Source organism: Mesorhizobium sp. WSM3879 (genome assembly GCF_002294915.1).
GTDB lineage: Bacteria > Pseudomonadota > Alphaproteobacteria > Rhizobiales > Rhizobiaceae > Mesorhizobium.
The window spans coordinates 1-19,393 of the sequence record NZ_NSFZ01000013.1 but is presented as its reverse complement, the minus strand read 5'-3'; the positions used below and the strand labels follow the sequence as shown (position 1 = coordinate 19,393).

Annotated in this window: 21 protein-coding genes and 2 pseudogenes; 19 read left to right on the top strand and 4 right to left on the bottom strand. The window is 58.1% G+C overall.

Translation table 11 applies throughout. The annotated features are described in order from the left end of the window. Window positions 1-48: 48 nt before the first annotated feature. Window positions 49-258 carry a hypothetical protein gene (locus CK218_RS24220; RefSeq protein WP_066993812.1) on the bottom strand — a complete coding sequence of 70 codons (210 nt, stop codon included), beginning with the start codon at window positions 256-258 and terminating at the stop codon, window positions 49-51. Window positions 259-411: 153 nt separating this feature from the next. Here CK218_RS24220 and CK218_RS24215 point away from each other — a divergent pair, with 153 nt between their 5' ends. The 5 genes from CK218_RS24215 (at window position 412) to CK218_RS24195 (ending at window position 3,966) form a co-directional block, all read left to right on the top strand. After that, on the top strand, window positions 412-1,293 hold the full coding sequence (locus CK218_RS24215; protein ID WP_095829139.1) for a hypothetical protein: 882 nt from the start codon (window positions 412-414) through the stop codon (window positions 1,291-1,293). Window positions 1,294-1,670: 377 nt separating this feature from the next. Then, window positions 1,671-1,877: a hypothetical protein gene (locus tag CK218_RS24210; RefSeq protein WP_095777391.1), complete on the top strand. Its 207-nt coding sequence runs from the start codon at window positions 1,671-1,673 to the stop codon at window positions 1,875-1,877. Between the two features lie 902 nt (window positions 1,878-2,779). Further along, window positions 2,780-3,013 carry a cold-shock protein gene (locus CK218_RS24205; protein ID WP_280950716.1) on the top strand — a complete coding sequence of 78 codons (234 nt, stop codon included), beginning with the start codon at window positions 2,780-2,782 and terminating at the stop codon, window positions 3,011-3,013. A 218-nt stretch (window positions 3,014-3,231) separates the two neighbouring features. After that, window positions 3,232-3,627: a hypothetical protein gene (locus CK218_RS24200; protein ID WP_095829138.1), complete on the top strand. Its 396-nt coding sequence runs from the start codon at window positions 3,232-3,234 to the stop codon at window positions 3,625-3,627. 111 nt (window positions 3,628-3,738) lie between these two features. Continuing rightward, window positions 3,739-3,966, top strand: coding sequence for a hypothetical protein (locus CK218_RS24195; RefSeq protein ID WP_095777389.1), 228 nt, complete (start codon window positions 3,739-3,741; stop codon window positions 3,964-3,966). Window positions 3,967-4,371: 405 nt separating this feature from the next. On the opposite strand, the gene CK218_RS24190 is transcribed toward CK218_RS24195, so the two are convergent. Next, on the bottom strand, window positions 4,372-4,554 hold the full coding sequence (locus CK218_RS24190; RefSeq protein ID WP_095829136.1) for a hypothetical protein: 183 nt from the start codon (window positions 4,552-4,554) through the stop codon (window positions 4,372-4,374). A 203-nt stretch (window positions 4,555-4,757) separates the two neighbouring features. Then, entirely contained in the window at window positions 4,758-4,967 is a 210-nt protein-coding gene (locus CK218_RS24185; RefSeq protein WP_095777588.1) for a hypothetical protein, read from the bottom strand. 798 nt (window positions 4,968-5,765) lie between these two features. Between CK218_RS24185 and CK218_RS24180 the strand changes: the two genes are divergently transcribed. The 8 genes from CK218_RS24180 (at window position 5,766) to CK218_RS24150 (ending at window position 8,505) form a co-directional block, all read left to right on the top strand. After that, complete coding sequence (locus tag CK218_RS24180; RefSeq protein WP_095829215.1) at window positions 5,766-6,110, top strand: hypothetical protein; 345 nt, start codon at window positions 5,766-5,768, stop codon at window positions 6,108-6,110. After that, the gene (locus CK218_RS24175; protein ID WP_348628735.1) at window positions 6,070-6,423 is read left to right on the top strand and encodes a hypothetical protein; all 354 of its coding nucleotides are present in this window, start codon (window positions 6,070-6,072) and stop codon (window positions 6,421-6,423) included. Before CK218_RS24180 ends, CK218_RS24175 begins: the two co-directional genes overlap by 41 nt. Continuing rightward, window positions 6,420-6,698 carry a hypothetical protein gene (locus CK218_RS24170; protein WP_095829134.1) on the top strand — a complete coding sequence of 93 codons (279 nt, stop codon included), beginning with the start codon at window positions 6,420-6,422 and terminating at the stop codon, window positions 6,696-6,698. The genes CK218_RS24175 and CK218_RS24170 overlap by 4 nt, the downstream gene beginning before the upstream one ends. Further along, on the top strand, window positions 6,698-6,973 hold the full coding sequence (locus tag CK218_RS24165) for a DUF1488 domain-containing protein (protein WP_095829214.1): 276 nt from the start codon (window positions 6,698-6,700) through the stop codon (window positions 6,971-6,973). The genes CK218_RS24170 and CK218_RS24165 overlap by 1 nt, the downstream gene beginning before the upstream one ends. Before the next feature lie 76 nt (window positions 6,974-7,049). Further along, on the top strand, window positions 7,050-7,301 hold the full coding sequence (locus tag CK218_RS24160) for a DUF982 domain-containing protein (RefSeq protein ID WP_095829213.1): 252 nt from the start codon (window positions 7,050-7,052) through the stop codon (window positions 7,299-7,301). 99 nt (window positions 7,302-7,400) lie between these two features. Next, on the top strand, window positions 7,401-7,556 hold the full coding sequence (locus tag CK218_RS30765) for a hypothetical protein (protein ID WP_095777384.1): 156 nt from the start codon (window positions 7,401-7,403) through the stop codon (window positions 7,554-7,556). 3 nt (window positions 7,557-7,559) lie between these two features. Further along, complete coding sequence (locus CK218_RS30345; protein WP_095807864.1) at window positions 7,560-7,739, top strand: hypothetical protein; 180 nt, start codon at window positions 7,560-7,562, stop codon at window positions 7,737-7,739. 13 nt (window positions 7,740-7,752) lie between these two features. Continuing rightward, a complete protein-coding gene (locus tag CK218_RS24150; RefSeq protein WP_095829212.1) occupies window positions 7,753-8,505 on the top strand; it encodes an NYN domain-containing protein in 753 nt (250 codons plus the stop codon). A gap of 517 nt (window positions 8,506-9,022) precedes the next feature. Here the strand turns inward: CK218_RS24150 and CK218_RS24145 are convergent. Further along, window positions 9,023-9,886, bottom strand: coding sequence for a DUF4238 domain-containing protein (locus CK218_RS24145; protein ID WP_179294588.1), 864 nt, complete (start codon window positions 9,884-9,886; stop codon window positions 9,023-9,025). Between the two features lie 337 nt (window positions 9,887-10,223). Between CK218_RS24145 and CK218_RS24140 the strand changes: the two are divergent. The 6 genes and pseudogenes from CK218_RS24140 to CK218_RS30760 all read left to right on the top strand — a co-directional run. Continuing rightward, window positions 10,224-10,876 (top strand): annotated as a pseudogene (locus tag CK218_RS24140) (LLM class flavin-dependent oxidoreductase); the annotation flags it as partial. Between the two features lie 531 nt (window positions 10,877-11,407). Then, the gene (locus CK218_RS24130; protein WP_245322484.1) at window positions 11,408-12,082 is read left to right on the top strand and encodes a transposase; all 675 of its coding nucleotides are present in this window, start codon (window positions 11,408-11,410) and stop codon (window positions 12,080-12,082) included. A 192-nt stretch (window positions 12,083-12,274) separates the two neighbouring features. Continuing rightward, window positions 12,275-12,487, top strand: coding sequence for a cold-shock protein (locus tag CK218_RS24125; RefSeq protein ID WP_095777381.1), 213 nt, complete (start codon window positions 12,275-12,277; stop codon window positions 12,485-12,487). 1,636 nt (window positions 12,488-14,123) lie between these two features. Next, window positions 14,124-15,002: a hypothetical protein gene (locus CK218_RS24115; protein WP_095829132.1), complete on the top strand. Its 879-nt coding sequence runs from the start codon at window positions 14,124-14,126 to the stop codon at window positions 15,000-15,002. Window positions 15,003-15,236: 234 nt separating this feature from the next. Then, the gene (virD4, locus tag CK218_RS24110) at window positions 15,237-16,967 is read left to right on the top strand and encodes a type IV secretion system ATPase VirD4 (RefSeq protein ID WP_095777585.1); all 1,731 of its coding nucleotides are present in this window, start codon (window positions 15,237-15,239) and stop codon (window positions 16,965-16,967) included. A 118-nt stretch (window positions 16,968-17,085) separates the two neighbouring features. Next, window positions 17,086-19,393: pseudogene (locus CK218_RS30760) on the top strand (hypothetical protein); the annotation flags it as partial.

Sequence of the window (19,393 nt, the reverse complement as noted above, 5' to 3'; positions counted from 1 at the left end):
TGGCCGATGATCTCTCCGAGCAGTCACCCCGATACTTGGTTTGGAATACTAGCTGTCTTTCTTGTAGGATTTGGCGGCCTCATCGATCTTGCGCCAATCGTTTCCGTGGCGCCGCACCAGCTCCCGCGCCTGGGCCGGCGAGATGTTTTGCGTTTCCACGATATGGTTCACTTCCGTTTCTTCGCCTTTCAGCGGGCGCGAACGTGGCCTTCTGGGCCGGCTCGCCGCTGTTTCATCTGCATCACGTCGTCTCGCCATGGGCTGACCTCTCCTGATCCGGATTAACCGTCGAATGCCGGGAAGGTTTCCGCTCGCGGTTCCTCGAGCAGTTCGGCTTGTCTCCGCTGTGTGGCTTGAACCCAAAGAACTTGCGCGGCGTTCCTTGCGAGCAGAGCTAGCAAGCGCAATCCGATGGAAAAATCCGAAGCCCATTTTGAACCGCAGAAGCCTCGTGGTGCCGAAGCGCGCTTCGCGTACGATCGAGCGGCAGTTGAGCGGTTCCAGCTTGCGTTTCCGCGCGCGAGGTGGAGCGACGAGCGCAGGAGCTGGTTCGTGCCCGGAAAAACGGCGGCGCGGCGGATCGAGCGCTGGCTGGCACAGGAGACAGCGGCTCGCGCAGCCCATGACGACAGTAAGGGGCGGGATGCCTTCGCCTTCGATCCACTGTCGAGCCACTATCTGGAAGTCGCGGACGACCTGCGCATTCGCACGCCTTATTCGAAGACCGTGCTGGAGGAACTGCGAGCGGTTCCATGGGCGAGTTGGGACGACGAACTGCGGGTCTGGCGGGTGCCTTTTCGCGCTTATGAGGAGCTGCGGCGCCGTTGGCCAAGCATCGAAAGAGCCGCCCAGCGCGCCGAGCCGGAGGAGAGGAAACGCCGACGGGAGGCTGGTAAACACTCCGATGAGCACAAGGCCGCCAGGCTGCGCCATGCCGAACGCAGGCGCCGGCGCTGTCCGGTTCCAGCCGAAGACCTGCCTCCGCTCGGTCGCGCCGTGGCGACGGTGCAATATGACGTTGTTGTCTTCACCGGGATTTCAGGCGAGCTCGCCGACCCCTCTGACCTGGCGCCGTTCTACCCACAGTCGATGGAGACCGGCTTCGGCGCCGTTAGGGCGAGGTGGCGGCCGCCGACCTTGGCTGAACTGATCAAGACATGGCCGGCGCGGCGTCCTGCCGGATCAGCGGAACGATCGAGAGGGTGGTGGCAGCCGACGCTTGGCGAACTCAGAATCGCTCGCCGAAAGGCGAAAAGCCTGGAGCGGAGAAAACGTTCGCGAAGTGCCGATTGATATTCTTGGGTCTATGATGGCTGTCACATGACAAGCGAGACGGGCCGCCGCCAAGGCTCGCGTACCCGACGTTCAGGTGGAATGTCGCAGGCCGAAAAGGAATTTCGGGTGCAATTTCAGCCGCGCGGGACCGGCATCACCGCAGCCCAAGGCGCGAGCTCATCGACTTGATCAGCATCGACGCAGCTTCGCGTCTTGGGCAGGCGCGCCTTCTCAAGAAGACGTAACCGCTCAGGCGCGATTTTCATCACGGCCTCATTTGTTAGCGCGCGACTTGCCGGAGAGGCGTATCACCCCTTTGTCGTTCGTACCGAGTAGTGAGGCAAGCGGACGCTTGAAAGCGGTATCGTGCTTTCGCCCCTGGCTAGGAGGCACGCATGTCCCTGCATGGTGTTTTGGATTCCACCCAACTTGAAATCCTCTCAAAAGCTGTCCATCGCTATTGTTCAAGGCATGGACTTGAGAGCGAGGAAGACCGCCAGTTGGTCGCCATGAGGGCCATGAGCCTTTTCGGCCAGGGCACAACTGACCTTGACCGGCTGTCCGCGAGACTGGAAAAGCTCGGCGAACCTGGGCACGGCTAAACCGGCTGGCAAGCGTGCGGCCGTAACAGCCCGAGCGCAGCGCTCCCCATCCCGCCAAATTGCGCCATCGGTAGCAAAAAGATCGCCAACCCCAACTGCTTGCTGCAGCGTAGAAGCTTCGGCGAAAGCGAATGTGGGAGAAGAGGGGGATGGTGCCCAGAGGCGGAATCCCAGTGGAGAAAATCCCGCTTGACTTTCAAATGCGTAGGGAAGGGTCACCGCCGCAGCTACCAACAGAAATACCAATAAAATATTTCTGTGGATAGGTTCGGTTCCGGAATAGGACCTGTCGGTCCCATAACTCTCTATGTTAGGCGGCGCGGGGGGTCTCGTCGCTTGTTAGGCAGTTTGTTACAAGGCTGCCAGATTAAAAAGCCGGCCAAGCCAGAGTTGAAGTTGGCGATCGGACTTCAGAGTGGCAGCATCCTCAAGGGCCATCCTGATTTAAGGCTCCAAACGAGATCATTCACGAATGACCGCTTTGCGCCGGTGCCTCATCCCGGACGTTCAGCGTCCGGCATACTGATCGTGAAACCTGTCATTCGGATGCGCAGTACTCGGCAGCAGGTTCATCTGCGACTTTCGTTCTAACCTTGGTTTGGTGCGGTCGCTGGTCGAGCAGCTCGGAGGCGAACTTGAACCTCAAGGCAGGCCGGCGTCTATCTCCCCTTGGCGCTTCTCGCTTCGTACTCCCTGCGGTCACAAGCTAGAACCAGTGCGCTAGTTCATGCGTTTGCAGCAGGACGAAACAAAAGCTGGACAGTCAGATCCGTTGCAGGTACACAAACCAATCGACTTTTGAAGTTTGGACTTTGTTTATTCGTGCTTCGGCGCTGGTCTACGATCTTCCTTCCCACAAATCTCGATTTCTACTCCCGGTGCATCCGCATCGCGAGAGAGCAATGCTGCTGAGGAAAGGGTTCATCATGACCACCGGCACAGTAAAATGGTTCAATTCCACCAAGGGCTTCGGGTTCATCCAGCCTGACAACGGCGGCTCGGACGTCTTCGTCCACATCTCCGCTGTAGAGCGCGCTGGGATGACCAGCATCGTCGAGGGCCAGAAGATCGGCTACGAGATGGTTCGTGACAGCAAGTCTGGCAAGATGGCGGCTGAGCAGCTTCAGGCTGCCTGACCAACTCCAGAACTTTGCGCGGCGACCACGGATGTACTGGTGCCCTGCAAATTCTGATCAAGAGGCCGGGCACTTGCTCGGCCTTTTCGTTTCGATGCTTGAGTGCGAGCCGGTAGCAGAAGCACCTCGGTAAGCGCACGTGCCACGGCTCCGCCGGCTGTCAATCATTGATTGGGCGGCGCTGACTTGCCAGTTCAGCAAATCCAAGGGAAATCCAAATGACTGATGCCGCCAAGCATATAGCGTCTTCCGTACAGGCAGGGAAAAGGCCGCTGCGTCGCGCGGCGAAGCCGCGGCCGTCGATCCTGGAAAAGCTCACCCTCGATGAGTTGCAATCGCTCCGGCTGGATGAAGACTCACGCGGGGAATTCGATGCATTCATGGAGCGCTTCAAGCGCTGCAGAGCCGCGCTTGAAGCCTTCGAAGGCAAGGACGTCGCATCGATGGACGATGCTCTCTACGATCAGCATTCAGTTGCCGAAGCCGAACGGCACGGCAGCGGAATGGCCGTCGTTCACTTCATGGCGCCGCATATCTTGCGACTCCGTGACGGCGCCGCCAAGCGGAAGTGGCGCTCATTCCTGACCAAGTTTCGGAAGGGCGAAAGGCTCTGACGCTCCGTGCTGCCCAGCGATTACGCCAGTAGCGGCAACAGGAACTGGGTGCGCAGACGGCCGCTCCTCTTCCTTGGGCAGGATACGATTCCAAGCTTCAGGAGAGACTTGATGACCGACACAGACCTGCGCCTTGAAATGCAAGGCCAAATAGACGGCCTCAAAATTATCGTAAGTTCGCTGTTGCATGCGCTTCCGGATCAGAGGCCGTTCGCGTTGCGCTTCAGGGAGTTGGAAATTCTTGCCCGAAAGCAGAACGCGCTTCCCTCGACGCTCGAGACGCTACGCTGGTTCCGGACGCAGATGGAAAGCTCCGCTGCTCTCGGCCCCACTGGTTAGCCGCTGCGGAATTGCGCGGGACAAGCATTCCTCGCAACCCAGGGGCATAATCCGAGTTTGTTCCAGGTGAGAGGTGCCCGCGGTTGCCTTGAGGCGATGTGGCGGTAATCCGACGAAGCTAGCAGCTAGCTATCCGACATTATCAATCAGTTCATATGCCGCTGCATTATGCTGAGCAGCCACCCATATAAGCTCATGTTTGCCGGTCGACAGTCATATTTTTCGATCGCAGTCCGCAGTGTCAGCTCGACCAATTCCTCACCTGATTTAGACGATCCGCCCCGATACCGTTTCGCCATTGTTCGCAAAGCGTCAAGCAGTCGCTCATCACCTTGGTCAGCCGATAGGTCGTGGTTAGGTAGCATTGTTCGTTCAGGCTGCTCTGTCCGGAATCGGGAAGCAGTTTCAGATCAGCCGGTTGCGTTCCGCAAGTGCCCGTGCCCGCCTCAGGGTGCCGTCGGTGTCAGCGATCTTGCGCCTTGCCGCTTCGTCGGTTCTGATCGTCAGCCGAGCCGACAAATTCCGGGATGACTTGGCCAGCGCAACCGCCGCGACAGGGGGGACATCCGGTGTTGTCATGGTTCTCATGGGTATTCCCTTTCAACTGAAATGCATGGGGGACCGAAGTCGCCCAGAAGGAGCACTGGATCGCGGTATCGGTCGCGTCGCGATTAGGAAGTCCGGTGGGACTCCTCCGAATATTCAACTGTTCGGCTCGTCCATTCGAAGCTCATAGCGTTTTGCCATGTTCGCGTCCTTGACGTTTCGCCTCTCGACTATGCCGACCTTGCTCAGCCTTTTACAATGAGAAAAACCGAGGCAAGCAGAGCGACCATCCAGAGCGCGACATATATTTTTACGGCCAGTTGACCGTGCGAAGAGAGCGCCGCCCTCGCGCGCACGGCCATCGTATCCTTCGCGCCAGCCCGCGCCACCGCGACAGCCAATGGCCGCTTGGTGGCGAGCTTGCCGAACACCCGTCGCGGTTCAACCACGGCCACGGCGCCGTTTGTGTGCGGGACGCCAGGCTCCACAATTGGCAAGGCTATCACCCGACCTAGTTTAGGCAACTTCATTCTCGTGGCGGAATGGGTACGCATGTCTCACCGTAGACCGCCGGCCTTGCGATAGATAGCAGCCATCGAAGATATTCGCCGAAAAACGCTATTTGTCGCTTGTTTTAATTGCGAGTCTCGAACTTTTTTCCCGTGGATGAGATAATTTTATGCTGATCTCATACCCTCGTCTTCGGAATTTCACTTAGCAGAGAAAAATAAAAAGCTGCTAGCGCTTGTTCCCAGCGCAATTGAAGCGCATATATGAAGCTCGTTGATTTGGCCGACCTAGCTTTCGTCATATCGAAGGCCTCGCCATTCTGCTCCGAATTTTCGATATGGATTGCATTGCGCTGTTCGCGGCGGGGCATCTCGAATGGATCGAACCCTGAAATGGAATGCCGGCACGGACCACGGATGTACTGGCGGCATCAGGCATTGTTTTGAGGGCTTGAATTGAAGCGGATGGAGCGCTCCACTTCTGCAGGAAGTCGCAAGTGACCGCTCGCGCAAACCGTCATTTGCCCCGATCCATCGTCTGTTTTGCCGGGGCTTCGATGTGCGCAGCCGGCCGCAAAGTATCGCGTCGATCTCGATGAGAAGTCCCTCGGAAGCTTCCCGCACCGAACGGCGCTGTCTAACCACATTCATCACCTGCCAGCGATCCGCGAAGGGGTCGATGCAGCAAGGGAGCGGATTAATCAACCTCAGTCGAGGCGCCGCTCAAAAGAACCGGAGAAAACTATGACCACCCTCTTGCAGCGCAATGCACGACCAATCCAGCACGGAGCTCTGGCACGTCTTTTCGATATCGGACAGTCAGTTCGACTGAAGGGCGGTTTAGGCACGGGCCCGAGGACCGGCGAACTCTACCGTGTGACGCTTGCTCTTCCGCCGAGGGGAAACTCGCCGCAATACCGCATCCGCAGTGACGCTGAACCGCACGAGCGGGTGGTGACGGAGGACATGCTGGAATCGATGGACGAGGCGTCGGACGGCGGAAAGATTCTTATCGAAAGCACATTCGGACATGCGCCAAGGAACGGAGATGCTGGAGCCGAAAGCCGGAGCGGCAAAAGCGTCCGCTGAAGGTTGGAAGTGTTTCCGGCGCAAAGCAATGGCCGCTGATGGCAGGATGTTTTCGCTAAACAGGACTCCTATGAAGGTCGTGATCGAATTCTATCGGACGCGCGTTGCCGACGACGCGCACGCCGTCGTCGGCCGTGAAACCGTAGACGCGGCCGACCGCGACGCGGCGATCGAGATCGCGCGGCATCTGGCAAGGACATTGAACATGCCCCAGTGGCCAGATGCCGTCGCCATCGCCGACGCCGACGGCACGACCATCTATTCCAGCATCATCGCCGCGCCGGCGGACATAGACAAAGGGCCGATATCATGAACACTGGCACCCATCACCTCGATGCAGGGGGCGCCCAACCATGCCACTTTGGGGACCATCAATATGGCCGTCGCGTCGAAGCCGATCGTTCCTGGTCCGTCTATCACGTCTTCACGGGCATTCCGGCGCATGTGAACGGCGCCGCCATGATCGGGCTCAGCCGTTCGGAAGCGACGAAAAGCATGCTGTTTCTCAACTTTTGCAGCAGCGAGCGCCGCAAGGAGAGGATCGCCGCGCGCTTTTTAATTGCGCCCGAGAATCTGGCAGACCGATGATGACGCTCGCATTCCCGAACACCAGCCGAAGCTTTGACCAGGAGCGCAACGGCGTTTACTTCGTCGGTCACGACGGCATGTTTCAAATTCGCTTCTTCGTCGAGGCCGAGGCTCTGGCCAAAAATGGCATTGCCCTGGGTGGGAAAGCCAGCGTAGAGACGGCCTACCTTGCGGCATTCGATGGCTTGCGGACCTCCATCCAGGAGATGGCTGGCAAGGTTTATGCTCGCCACCGCCGCGACTCCTACACTTTGACCGCCGCCGATTTCAGGTAGCAGCTTCCGCGATCAAAGCCTGGTCGACAATCGAACGCTACCTCGTCTTTCCATGCAAGCGGGCGTAAGGTGCGCGATGGCTGCAAAAAAATTCCGGGTTCCCGTGGTTGTCTATGTCGCCGGCCCGAGCGGCTTCACGCTGATCGAGTCCTTAGCACAGGCTTCGGATTTCCTGTTTGACCATTGGCCTGGAAACGACAGCCTGGCCTGGACAGACGCGATGAAGCGCTGCGCCGTAGATGGCGCTCCCGATGACGCGAGTGCTGCATTCCTCACCGCGCTTGAGGGGGCGGGGATCAGCTACGACCGCACGGTTGAGATTTACTGAGCCTGGCGAGCGACTGCGCGGTTGGAGCCACGCGCTGGCCGGATTGCGATCCTCAGCCGGCATTCGGCCTGACGGATCTACCAGATAGGGAGAGTTTGAATGGCGATGAAGCCGAATTATCGGTACGAGCGCAGTCAACGAGACAAGGCCAAGGCGGCCAAGAAAGAAGCCAAGCTTGCCGGGAAAGCTGCGAAGGAGAAACCATTATCCATAGAGCAGAAAGAACAGCGAGAGCCCGCTGCTGACGAAAGCTGAGGCATGGCGATGACGCAGCGCGAGTCGGACAGCTTCGAAATCGACGTGGAATGTCCTCGGTGCCATCATCAGGCAAAGACGCTCGTCGGTTGGATTCGTACTCACACCCAGATCGAATGCGCGAACTGCGGCGAAATCATCGACATTGAGAGCAAGAACTTCAGGTGGCATGAACAGCGCTAAGGAAAAGACCATGATGCCGTCCGAGCCGCGCTCACCACGCCTTGCCGTTCTGATCGATGCCGACAATGCCTCGGCCAAGATCGCCGATGGGCTGTTCGAGGAGATCGCCAAGATCGGCGAGGCCAGCGTGCGTCGCATCTATGGCGATTTTTCCAGCTCGCGCTCGAAAGCGTGGGCCGACGTCCTTTCAAAGCACGCAATCGTACCCCAGCAGCAGTTCGCCTACACAACAGGTAAGAACGCCTCGGACATCACGCTCGTCATCGACGCGATGGATCTGCTGCACAGCGGCCGGTTCGACGGTTTCTGCCTGGTTTCCTCCGACAGCGATTTCACCCGGCTCGCGGCCCGCATCCGCGAGCAGGGCATCGACGTATTCGGCTTCGGCGAGCAGAAGACGCCTGAGAGTTTCCGCCAGGCATGCCGGCGATTCGTCTATACCGAGAATCTGCTGGCTTCCGCGCCTGCAAACGAGGCTGAAGCCGTATCGACTGTGAAGCCACTGCAGCCGCCTTCCGCGGCCGTGCCGATCATCCGCAAAACCATCGCGCAGATGGAAACCGAGGATGGCTGGGTTCCGCTCGGTGCGGTCGGAACGCGGCTTGCCAATCTGGCTTCCGACTTCGATCCCCGCACCTTCGGCTTTCGCAAGCTAAGCGATCTCGTCCGCAAGACGAACGCATTCGAGATCGAACGACCCGAAGGCGGGACGCTTCGCATAAGGACAAAACCGGAGGCGGCTCGAAAGGGCGGGCGCAAGGCGTGACCGCGCAGATATGCCGTCGACCTTCTGGGTTCGTCTTCAATCGACCGCCGAGCGGCGCTCCGGGTGGACGGCGGCGTTGTGCGCTTCGTTGCATAACCCTGACCTGATCGCCCAAGATTTAAGCGCTCGGCGGGTTGGTCGTCCGGCAACGGCTGCCTTTCGCGTTGGGATCAAATTGGCTGAACGAGGAGACTTGGGTCGTCAGTCCAATGACCGCTTTGCCGAATTCCTCAGCCACAACCGGACTGTCGGCTAACGGTCCCCTTTCGGTCATTGGAAAATTGGCTGCGAATGATCGGTCTAACGACCCATCGGGCCTCTTCCAGCCTCGACCATAGCGCGCCTTTCATTTAGCCACACCATCAGCATGGCTGACCCGCCGGACTCGGACTCAAGCCGACGCAAATCCGATTTCAACGGCAGCTTTGCGCCTGGACCCAACCCATCAAGGCTGGTCGCCTCGTTGCGGAACTGTAGATTCGAGGCCGATCGCGCTCGATGGCAATTTTGATGGGCATCAGTTGGACGGCGCGTTTATATTGGCGCCGATCGTCCGGGCAAAGGCGCGTTCGGCCTTAAACTCGGGCCGTTTCGACAGCACGAAGCGTGAGGCCATGAACACCTGACCGCTATTCTCGCTCTCGACCATCTGGTCGTCCAACACAACCGGCGACAAGCGATTCGCAAATTTGCCCAGCTTGCGGAACGGTCCCACGGGCGGGTGGCAATAGAGCACCACGCCGGGTGACAGCGCAAATACGAGATACGCGCCGGGCACCAGCGCTAGGGATCGTAGCCATTGTCGGTGGTCGGGGCTGCGAAAAGCGACGGGATTATCTGAGGTCACAAACGGCGTCGCGCTGTCGTTGCGAGCAAAGATCCAGACCGATTTCATGAACCTCTTCGTCAATTTTTCCACCACGCGCGGACCCCACATAAGTTCAGTATGCAGCTCACGCGCCTCCATTGCGTCGACCGGTTCGCCGCGGTCAATCTGAGCCATCGCCGATACTAGATCGCGCGTGTCGAGCGTGCGCAGCATCTGGACCGCAAGATACCGCGCAACGAGCCAGCGATTGATGCGCGGGATTGGTAGAGCGTCGAGCGCCTTCATTTGAGAGAGCCATTGGAGCCACTGGTCGGTGATAAGCGAGACCTCGCCCTCCATCTGCGACAGCTGCTTCTCCATCGTCAGCGGATCGTTGCCTTCCTCATCATATTGCGTCAGCCAATAGAACTGCTTCTCGGCAGCTATTCCGCTCGGCGAGCTCCGGAACATGCGATCGCTTTGCTTATCCCACGCCCACAGCCCGCCCCGCTCGTCAGCGAACCGGCGGAGATGGAATTGCGGGACGTAGTGGTGGAGCTTGGGTGCCGTCACCGATCGCCCTTCTTTCAGAAAGAAATGGCGAAGCTTGGTCGGTCGTGACCGGCATCAGCCTCCGCACCGTTCCATTCGCCATAACGTAATTCGTCGGAGGCTCACTTCTAGAGCTGGTCGGCAAACCAGCGGGGTATCTCGCCTTGCCCCCACAGGTACTGCATAATTCAGGGTCGCGCTCTTTGCACGTCGGGCACTCCACAATTTCGTCGTCGCGCAGGTCCACCTGGTCAGCCTGCCAACGCTTCAATCTGCCCTCTCCGCCGCAGGCCCGACACGTCATATCAATGTGCGCTGGAACAGCCATGCTCCCCTCCCGGATGGCGTTGCCAGCCGCATCGGCTCGGAGGCGGCGCGAGACCAATATGCGGAAGCCAGCGAAATTCTTATGAATGCGCTGAAAGGCGGCACGCTATCCTATCGAGGCCGCCATTTCGAGTTGAACAGCGTTCCGTTGACGCTAAAAACTCATCAGCGTCCGCATCCGCCGACTTGGATCGCCACGAACGGACCCGAACCGGCAGCCTGGGCCGCTGCGAATGGCGTGAACATCGCGCGCGTGGGACCTTCCATTTCTGTTCGCAGAATTACTGATGCCTTCCGCGCCGGTCGAGAGCACGCCAGCGACGCGGGCGACCAAGCGCCATTTCTTGGATTGCTCCGAACGGTCGTGATTGGGCGTTCTGAAACAGATGTACGTTCACTCGCCGTACCCGCTTACGAAGGGTGGCTTAAGAGCTTTAAATTACTTTACGATCTCAACGCAATGCCGACACCACCAAACCTGCCGCTGACTTTCGATTGGGCAATCGAGAAGGAATTGTGCGTAGCAGGAACGACAGCTTCTGGGGAACAAGCTCTTCTTGATCAGCTGGAGAGGCAGGTGCAAACTACCTCCTTTGTCAACTTGCATTTGGGAATTTGTCGTTAGATGCTTCCCTATATACGGCAGCGGCAATTCAATCGGCAATTATTGCTCGAGTTGGCTGACCTTGATGAGACAGACTTTTAAGACGCGTCCACCATGGGGTCAGTCCATGTGCTCCTGCAACAGACGGAGCAAGCCTCCGATTGCCAAGCAAAGTCGAGTTCCTCTGAGGTACAGTGGGTCTTCGACAACATGACACTCTTTGCGAATGAGCGCCGAAGTTTTGATCCCCTGACAAGTTGACCGTAACCCGTTCATCCACCATCGCAATATGAAAAAGAGAGGTACCATCGGCGCCGGTAGTGACCTCCCAAAATTATGAACTTACCAGTAAAGTCATGCGCTTGATCGCAATCAGCTTGCGGATCAACCTTCGGCGCTTGCTCACAATCAATCGAGCGATGAGGCGAAAGTTCATAGCGGTCAGCCTACCTGCTCACATGCTTCATAAAAACGGTCTGTTCAGGATGCGAGTGGCCAGCAGGCTTGCTCGTGCCGTCGCATGCGTATAGCTGGGGCGACAGCAGAAGGGCCAGACGTTCGTTCGTCGTCTGCCGCGACTTCCGCGCAATTCGTCCAACAAGGAAGAAACTATGAGGCGGCAGACCAGACCGTTCACCGTGGAGATCAGACAAAAGCGCAGTTCTCACAACCGGGGTCGTTCCATCTGGAGCGATGTCGATCTCTCCGCAGCAATGGCCGAGACAACAAGGGAACTAAAGGAGATGGAGTTGCCAAATGGTCGCCTTGTTGACTCTAGTGCCGTAGCGCTTGATGCTGAAGACATGCACAAACCACGAGCGGAGCATCTCATGGCAAATCCCTTGGATGCCGAATCAGTAATAACAGCAACGGAAGCGGCAGCCAAAGTGGAGACGCCTGGAAAAAAGAAAGGCCTGCGGAAGGCGGACGCTGAGCCTAGGCAGGCTGCTCGGAAGAATGCCGCCAATACGGCGCCTCAGGCGAAGGAAGCACCAGCAGTGGCCGTGCGGACTCGGAAGATTTACTCTGAAAAGGAGCGTGCCCAGATGCTCGCCCAGATAGAGAAGTCGATTAGTGGCGGCGCCACTCACAAAGCTGCCGTAAAGCAGACCGGCATTTCGGAACAGACGTACTATCAATGGAAGAAGGCTGCGCCGGCTGCATCGAATGGTGACGATCTGAAGGACCTCGTGGCGCTTGAGGGAGAAAACAAGCGGCTGAAGAGCCTGCTCGCGGAACGCTTGCGCAAGGAGAACGCGGAACTCAAAAGGAAACTGGGGCTGTAAACAACGCTGGATCGCACGCCGAAGCGATACCGATTCCGGCGCCGACGCTGCCTCCAACGCCGAGGGCGCGAGCCCTTTGCGATTGGAGCGGGGCTTTTGCAATTTTCGCTTTTGCTGCTCCTGAAATCTCGGATATGAAGCGGACTGGCTTATGGCCTGCCCACATCGACATGGTTACAGAGGAATACAATAATGGCGACCGGAACGGTAAAGTGGTTCAACAGCACCAAAGGATTTGGATTTATCCAGCCCGACAATGGCGGTCAGGATGTTTTCGTCCACATTTCGGCTGTCGAACGAGCGGGCCTTTCGACCCTTAATGAGGGCCAGAAGATCAACTACGAGATCGAACAGGACCGGCGTACCGGCAAGTCCTCCGCTGGCAGTCTCAGCAAAGCTGGCTGAACTTTTCTGCGTCTGCCCGGCAAGAGCCGGGCAGACGTGCCACCGACCGGCGCAAAGAGCGGGCAAGAACATGGATCCCGTCGCCGCGGGAGCAGATTGTGGGAAGCTGCTAATTCCTACTGAAACAAGATGCTTGCGGGAGAAGAGGGGCACGTTCCCGGCTTCTCATGTTCTGCTGTGAACCTCGCCATTGTGATTGTTCCTGGGATGTGGGTCTGACGCTCTCTCGATCGACGTGGCCGGAGAATGAACGAGCAATTCAAGCGGCCTCCAGCGATTAACACCTCGGGGATCAAGAGGGCCGGGTACATTGGCCCCAGGGTACTTGGACCCATCAAGCCACGCTGGACATCTTTGGTGACCAAGTTGAACTCGTTCCCTTCAGCGACGGATTGTTCGAAACATATGAAAAGGGCTGCGTCGACGTCGCATGCGCCCCAGCTACGACCTCTCTGGTCGGGACCACTCCTTACCTCGATCAAATCCTGAGCTTGCGGTCTGCCAGGATCATCGCCGAGTATCCAAAACGTCTGTGCTGCGGAATCACTATTGTGAGCGTTTCCCATCCTTCATCCCGACCGTTGTGATCGGTCAGAGTCTTCCGACAGCCAACATCGCGGGTCACGGCCGACCCGCAGAGCTTTGGCCGAAGCCGAGCTGCGGGGTAAGCGCTGAAATCGCGATCAGCCAAGGCGGCGAGACTTGCCTCAGTGACCGGAATCGACTGAGGTTGCGTTGATTTGGCGCAGAGATTGTCCTTCATACCCTTGAGAAACGGGACGAGTTTGCCTGTAAGGGCGGCGACCCTTCGCCGAAAAATGAGAACCTTCTCGAGCCGGCAACCGATCTCCGGCAACTACCATATTCGGCGAGGACCGGCGGCCACAGATATAAACCGATCTCGAGATCGTCGCGCTGCTGGGGCGCTGCGCGGCAATTGCAACCGGTCAACCTCCATAACACGTGCCAACGATGCCTCGTTATGAGGTGTCCACAGGCGCAGCGGCCTGTTCTCATTCGCTTGCAAGCAGCGCCGCGACCGGAGGTGGCGCTTCTCGTTGAGAGAACCCGGCGGCCCAAGGCATTGAAATTGAAGATGTCGCGATTGCGTCTAGAGCTGCGATCGGCTCGCTCGATCTAGCCCGCGGGCAGGACGGACGGCCCCGGTCGCCAGCGCTGGCGCTGACTGCCGCTGCACGACAGGCGGGCCGCGTCGAGGACGGGCGGCGTTGCGCGCGGCGCTGTGCAAATTGCCGACCAGGTCGTGACTGATTTGCTTGCCAGAGGAGGACAGCCCGGGTAATTGGCCGGAAAAGGCGATGGTCGTCATCGAAACACTCCAACATATACGCCTGCTCTCAAAGGAGAAGCTGCTGCGGACGACATCATGCCGGGATTTTCCAACGGCGGGTAGGAGCAGGCGAAAGAGGCGGCACGGCGTGCCATCCGTGCTGCGAAACATGCATAGCCCTTGAGCCCAACTCATCATATTCCTTTGGCTTAGATGGGCTCTCGCCGTGACCAGAGAGCTGGGAGAAGCCTCTGCGAGACTACAAGTGTAACACCATATTGGTTTAGCAGATCAAGCTTGGGTGGTAACCTCATGGGGTAGAGAAACGCCTTTGGAGGCCGATCAATGGATCGCGATAGCAGACCAAAACGTGCAGCTGGAAGTTCATCCCGCGACGGGAGGAGGGCCGAGGAACAGCGCAACCACCATGGCCTTCCAGGCGGGCCACTGACCAATGTTGCCGAACGGTTGGTAACCGCTAACCCGCGCGATACAGCACGCGATCTTGGGAGCTTCAAATCCGCCGAGAGGCAAATGCGACGTGCCCTTCAGGACGCGGCACCCGGGCAAGAATCTGACCTCGGCAGATTTGATAGGCGCAACAACCAGCTCGGACGAGCAGCCAACGATCTGGTCGACAGATTGACGGACGGATTGGGGTTCGCCCCGGATGATGTAGCATTGTTCCAAGTCCAAGCGGCTAGTAATGTAGGCCATTTTCTAGGGCCCCAGAAGCAGACTGCTCTTGTTAATCGCATTGGCAATATGGACCCAATGGAGCAAGCTCTAGGGGTTATGTTTGTGGCGCAAAACTTCAGTAAGTTTAATGACCAAAATAAATCGCGCATTTTTGAGCAGGCCATTGAATTGGCTGCTGATCCTCATCAGCACCACATGGTCAAGGTGACCGCCCAAAATGCAATTGTGACCGCGTATCACCAGCTGGACGCAAATCAGCAAGCGCAAGCTAACTCACTTCCCGACCTGCATGGCCTGTTGCAGAACATGCCTCCGCCGCAGCATGCAGCAGAGGAACGGAGTGCGAATTTGGACGACCGCATAGCAGGTATTGCGGCTTCAGTCCGTGATACAGTAGGCCCGCAAACCTCCCATGAACAGCTGCGGCGGGGTGGTCAAGTCGGACAGTCCATAAGCCAAGCCTACAATCACGCCCGAGAGGATCTAATGTCTGCCTCCAGAAGCAGAGATCGCTCCGGCCGTTGAGGTCTCGGCCATGGTAAGTGACGCATACTGCCCGAATTCCGTCCACGGCCTTGCCCTTTCCAATTCGCTGGCCGTTGACGCACCTGCTTTAGGGTAAATTTCAAAAACAACGTCTGCTGGGTGGTGCGAAGCAAGCATCGACCCCCCCCCGCTCTGGCATGGATCTGTCGAGCGGCGACATCGCGCGACGTCGGTCCAGTGTCTGAAAGCAAGCGCAGCATTAGCTACCAAACGATGGCTTCAACAAAAACGACCCCCAACATAGCTCTTAGCATCGCGTGCTCGCTCGCCTTGGGCTTCTGCGCGGCAAGTCTGTACGCAACGCTCCGCCACTGGCGTAGCGGCGCGGCTTTGATGACATTTGACGTCCGTGCCTTTTGGTTTGAGACGCCCTTCTATCTGGGTTTCGCAACCCCCGTCTTCTATCGGGGCGTAGCTATCGTGCTCTCAACGTCCGCGGTCGTGTTGCTGATTCAGCAGATCATGATACGGCGCAACCTCGAACATCACGGGACGGCGCGCTGGGCGCGAGTGGATGAGATGAGACGCCCGGGTTATCTACGACGATACCGTGGCGTAACAGGCCCGGTATTTGGCAAGACGAGTGGCCCTTTCTGGCCTGGCTACTACCTAACCAATGGCGAGCAGCCTCACAGCCTTATCGTCGCACCGACCCGTGCTGGTAAGGGCGTCGGCATAGTCATTCCAACGCTACTTACATTCAAAGGCTCGGTGATAGCTCTCGACGTCAAGGGGGAGCTCTTTGAGCTTACCTCGAGGGCGCGCCAGGCTGCCGGCGCCGAGGTGTTCAAATTTGCGCCGCTGGATTCTGAGCGGCGCACGAATTGCTTTAATCCGTTATTGGACCTTATTGCGCTGCCTCCACAGCAGCAATTCACCGAGGCCCGCCGCTTGGCGGCAAACCTAATTACGGCGAAGGGGGAGGGCGCGGAAGGTTTCGTCAACGGCGCGCGAGATCTCTTTGTCGCGGGGATCCTTGCCTGCATCGAGCGGGGCACGCCAACAATCGGCGCCGTCTATGACCTCTTCGCCCAGCCGGGGGAGAAGTTTAAGCTCTTCGCGCGACTCGCCATGGAGACCCGGAACAAAGAGGCGCAACGCATCTTCGACGACATGGCCGGGAACGATACAAAAATCCTAACCTCCTACACGTCCGTCCTCGGCGATGGCGGGCTCAATTTGTGGGCGGATCCCGCTGTAAAGGCAGCGACAAGTCGCTCAGATTTTTCGGTCTATGATCTTCGCCGTCGCAAAACGTGCATCTATCTTTGCGTTAGTCCGAACGATCTTGAGGTGGTCGCGCCTTTGATCCGCCTGTTCTTTCAGCAAGTCGTTTCAATTCTACAGCGTTCGATGCCTCGCCGGGATGAAAAATACGAAGTCCTGTTTCTGCTCGATGAATTCAAACACTTGGGTAAGCTGGAGGCGATCGAGACCGCAATCACGACCATCGCCGGCTACAAGGGTCGCTTCATGCTCATCATCCAAAGCCTCTCGGCACTTACGGGCGGCTATGGTGAGGCTGGCAAGCAGAATTTTCTCAGCAATACCGGCCTGCAAGTGTTCATGGCCACTGCCGATGACGAGACTCCGAACTACATATCCAAGGCCATCGGTGAATACACGTTTGAAGCCAAATCGATTTCCTACAGCCAAGCGCGAACGTTCGACTGGAACATTCAGAAATCGCATCAAGGTGCACCGCTGTTGCGTCCGGAACAGGTTCGGCTGCTCGATGACGACTACGAGATTGTGCTCATCAAAGGTCTGCCACCATTGCAATTGAGGAAGGTGCGATATTTTTCGGATCGCATTCTGAAACGCATCTTCGAAAGCCAGGCGGGCGTCCTCCCGGAGCCGGCACCCTTGACGATAGCAGACGAGGGGCTCTCGGCAGAACCTCATCTCGATGACCCGCTGCCTGAATTGACGCAGGGACTTTGACGATACAGTTTGATGTGAGGCTAGTATGGACCCGCTAAATAGCAACCCATCCCGTGTAACAGCTTCCGTGCAGGACGCCGGCGTGGAAGAGGGGAGGCAAGCGGTCCAGGCGCGACAAATGGGCGTTGAGCAGCACCTTGCCGAGGCCCTGCTGTTCGATGAAGCTTACGAATCGCCAACCAATCCAGAGAAGCTTCTGCGACTGGAACACGGGTTCCGCGAAGCGCTTCAGCGAGCGGAGGATGATCAAGCCGCCTCGTCTTTTTTCAGCGGCCCAAGGATGCCCGCTGGACCGGGTGACCTCAACAGCATCGTGGCGGACGCTTTCGCAGCGACCGCCTCTGGGCACGCCGGGGTTGAGGCCGCCGCCCCGCCAGCATTAACTGCCAGCCAACAGCAGATCCGGCCCTCACTGGATCCGGGCCAGGGCGACCACCTACCAACCGGGTGGGTCATCATCAACAATGAACATTCCACAGCGCTGTTGACACCGGCGAAGAGGCAGAGGGCCCTCAATACGCCGCAAGCCGCCGTCACTCAGCAACCGCTGAGCGAAATCGGCATTTCCGGTGACCTCGTACCGATGCAGCTCCCCGTGCAGCAGTTGAGTGGATTGCCATTGGAAGGGCTACCCGTTCAAGGGACAGGGTCCGAACACATCGGAAGGTTGCATGCGGAGGCCGCGCGCACCGCATGGTCTGAGCTCCCGACTGCGATCGAGCACTCTATAAACGTTTCATTCGCCGTCCCCAAAGGCTTCTCCCATGGAGCCCAACGCGTCCCAGACGCGATGCTCCCTTTCTCGGGCAGCTATAACCTCTTGCCGGATGCGGGCCAGGCCCCGCAAGTGAGCTTTGAGCAGCACGGGGCCGACCCGCTCCAAGATGAACCTGTCGCGAGTGGCACCCGTGAAGCCCACTATCCCCATCTCTCCGACGAACACCGGGACCTTATTGATAAAGTGATCCTCCACGCTGCGGATCAGCAAAAATATAGAGAGAGCACGCTCCAAAAATACACGTATACACTTCGCCGATTGGCGAATGATCTCGGCGCTAGTGGCCAAGCGACTGATCTAATAAATCACCAATCCCTCGTCGATCACGCCAATGCTTTCTTTCCGAACGACGATGAAATGAAGAAGGCTGTGAATGTCCTGCGTGCGTATCATGAGCCGGGCTATTCAGTTACCGTGGGCGCCCCTGCTATCCACTATCCCCATCTATCCGACGAGCACCGGGACGTTATTAATAAGGCGATCGGCCACGCTGCGGCTCAGCAACACCCTAAAGCGCCGACGCTCCGAATATACTCTTCTGCGCTTCGCCGATTGGCGAATGATCTCGGCGCTCGTGGCTTAGCGACTGATCTAAAAGATCACCAATCCCTGGTCAATCACGTCAATGCTTTCTTTCCGAAAAACGTTGGTATGAGGACGGCGTTGAGCGTCCTGCGTGCATATTATGATCCGGGCTATTCGGCATCTGGACCTGGCCGGCGGCCGGTGCCGGTGCCCTCAAAGGCAGACGCGCGCGTCATAGAACTAGTGACAGGTGACAGCAGTTTGGCCTCAAGCACCCGTGTTGTCTATGGTCGTAGTCTTCGCAGATTTTCTGAGGCGCTTGAAAGTCAGGGCCTGACGATCTCTGGGCTGGATCATGATTCGCGGATCAAATTTGCCGGGACGTTGTTTCCAGTCGACCGCTATCTCCGCTTAGCGCTGGAGCGGGTTCGCGATGCGGAGGCCGCGTCGCATAGGCGTGCCGAGGCCCTGCTGTTCGATGAAGCTTACGAATCGCCAACCAATCCAGAGAAGCTTCTGCGACTGGAACACGGGTTCCGCGAAGCGCTTCAGCGAGCGGAGGATGATCAAGCCGCCTCGTCTTTTTTCAGCGGCCCAAGGATGCCCGCTGGACCGGGTGACCTCAACAGCATCGTGGCGGACGCTTTCGCAGCGACCGCCTCTGGGCACGCCGGGGTTGAGGCCGCCGCCCCGCCAGCATTAACTGCCAGCCAACAGCAGATCCGGCCCTCACTGGATCCGGGCCAGGGCGACCACCTACCAACCGGGTGGGTCATCATCAACAATGAACATTCCACAGCGCTGTTGACACCGGCGAAGAGGCAGAGGGCCCTCAATACGCCGCAAGCCGCCGTCACTCAGCAACCGCTGAGCGAAATCGGCATTTCCGGTGACCTCGTACCGATGCAGCTCCCCGTGCAGCAGTTGAGTGGATTGCCATTGGAAGGGCTACCCGTTCAAGGGACAGGGTCCGAACACATCGGAAGGTTGCATGCGGAGGCCGCGCGCACCGCATGGTCTGAGCTCCCGACTGCGATCGAGCACTCTATAAACGTTTCATTCGCCGTCCCCAAAGGCTTCTCCCATGGAGCCCAACGCGTCCCAGACGCGATGCTCCCTTTCT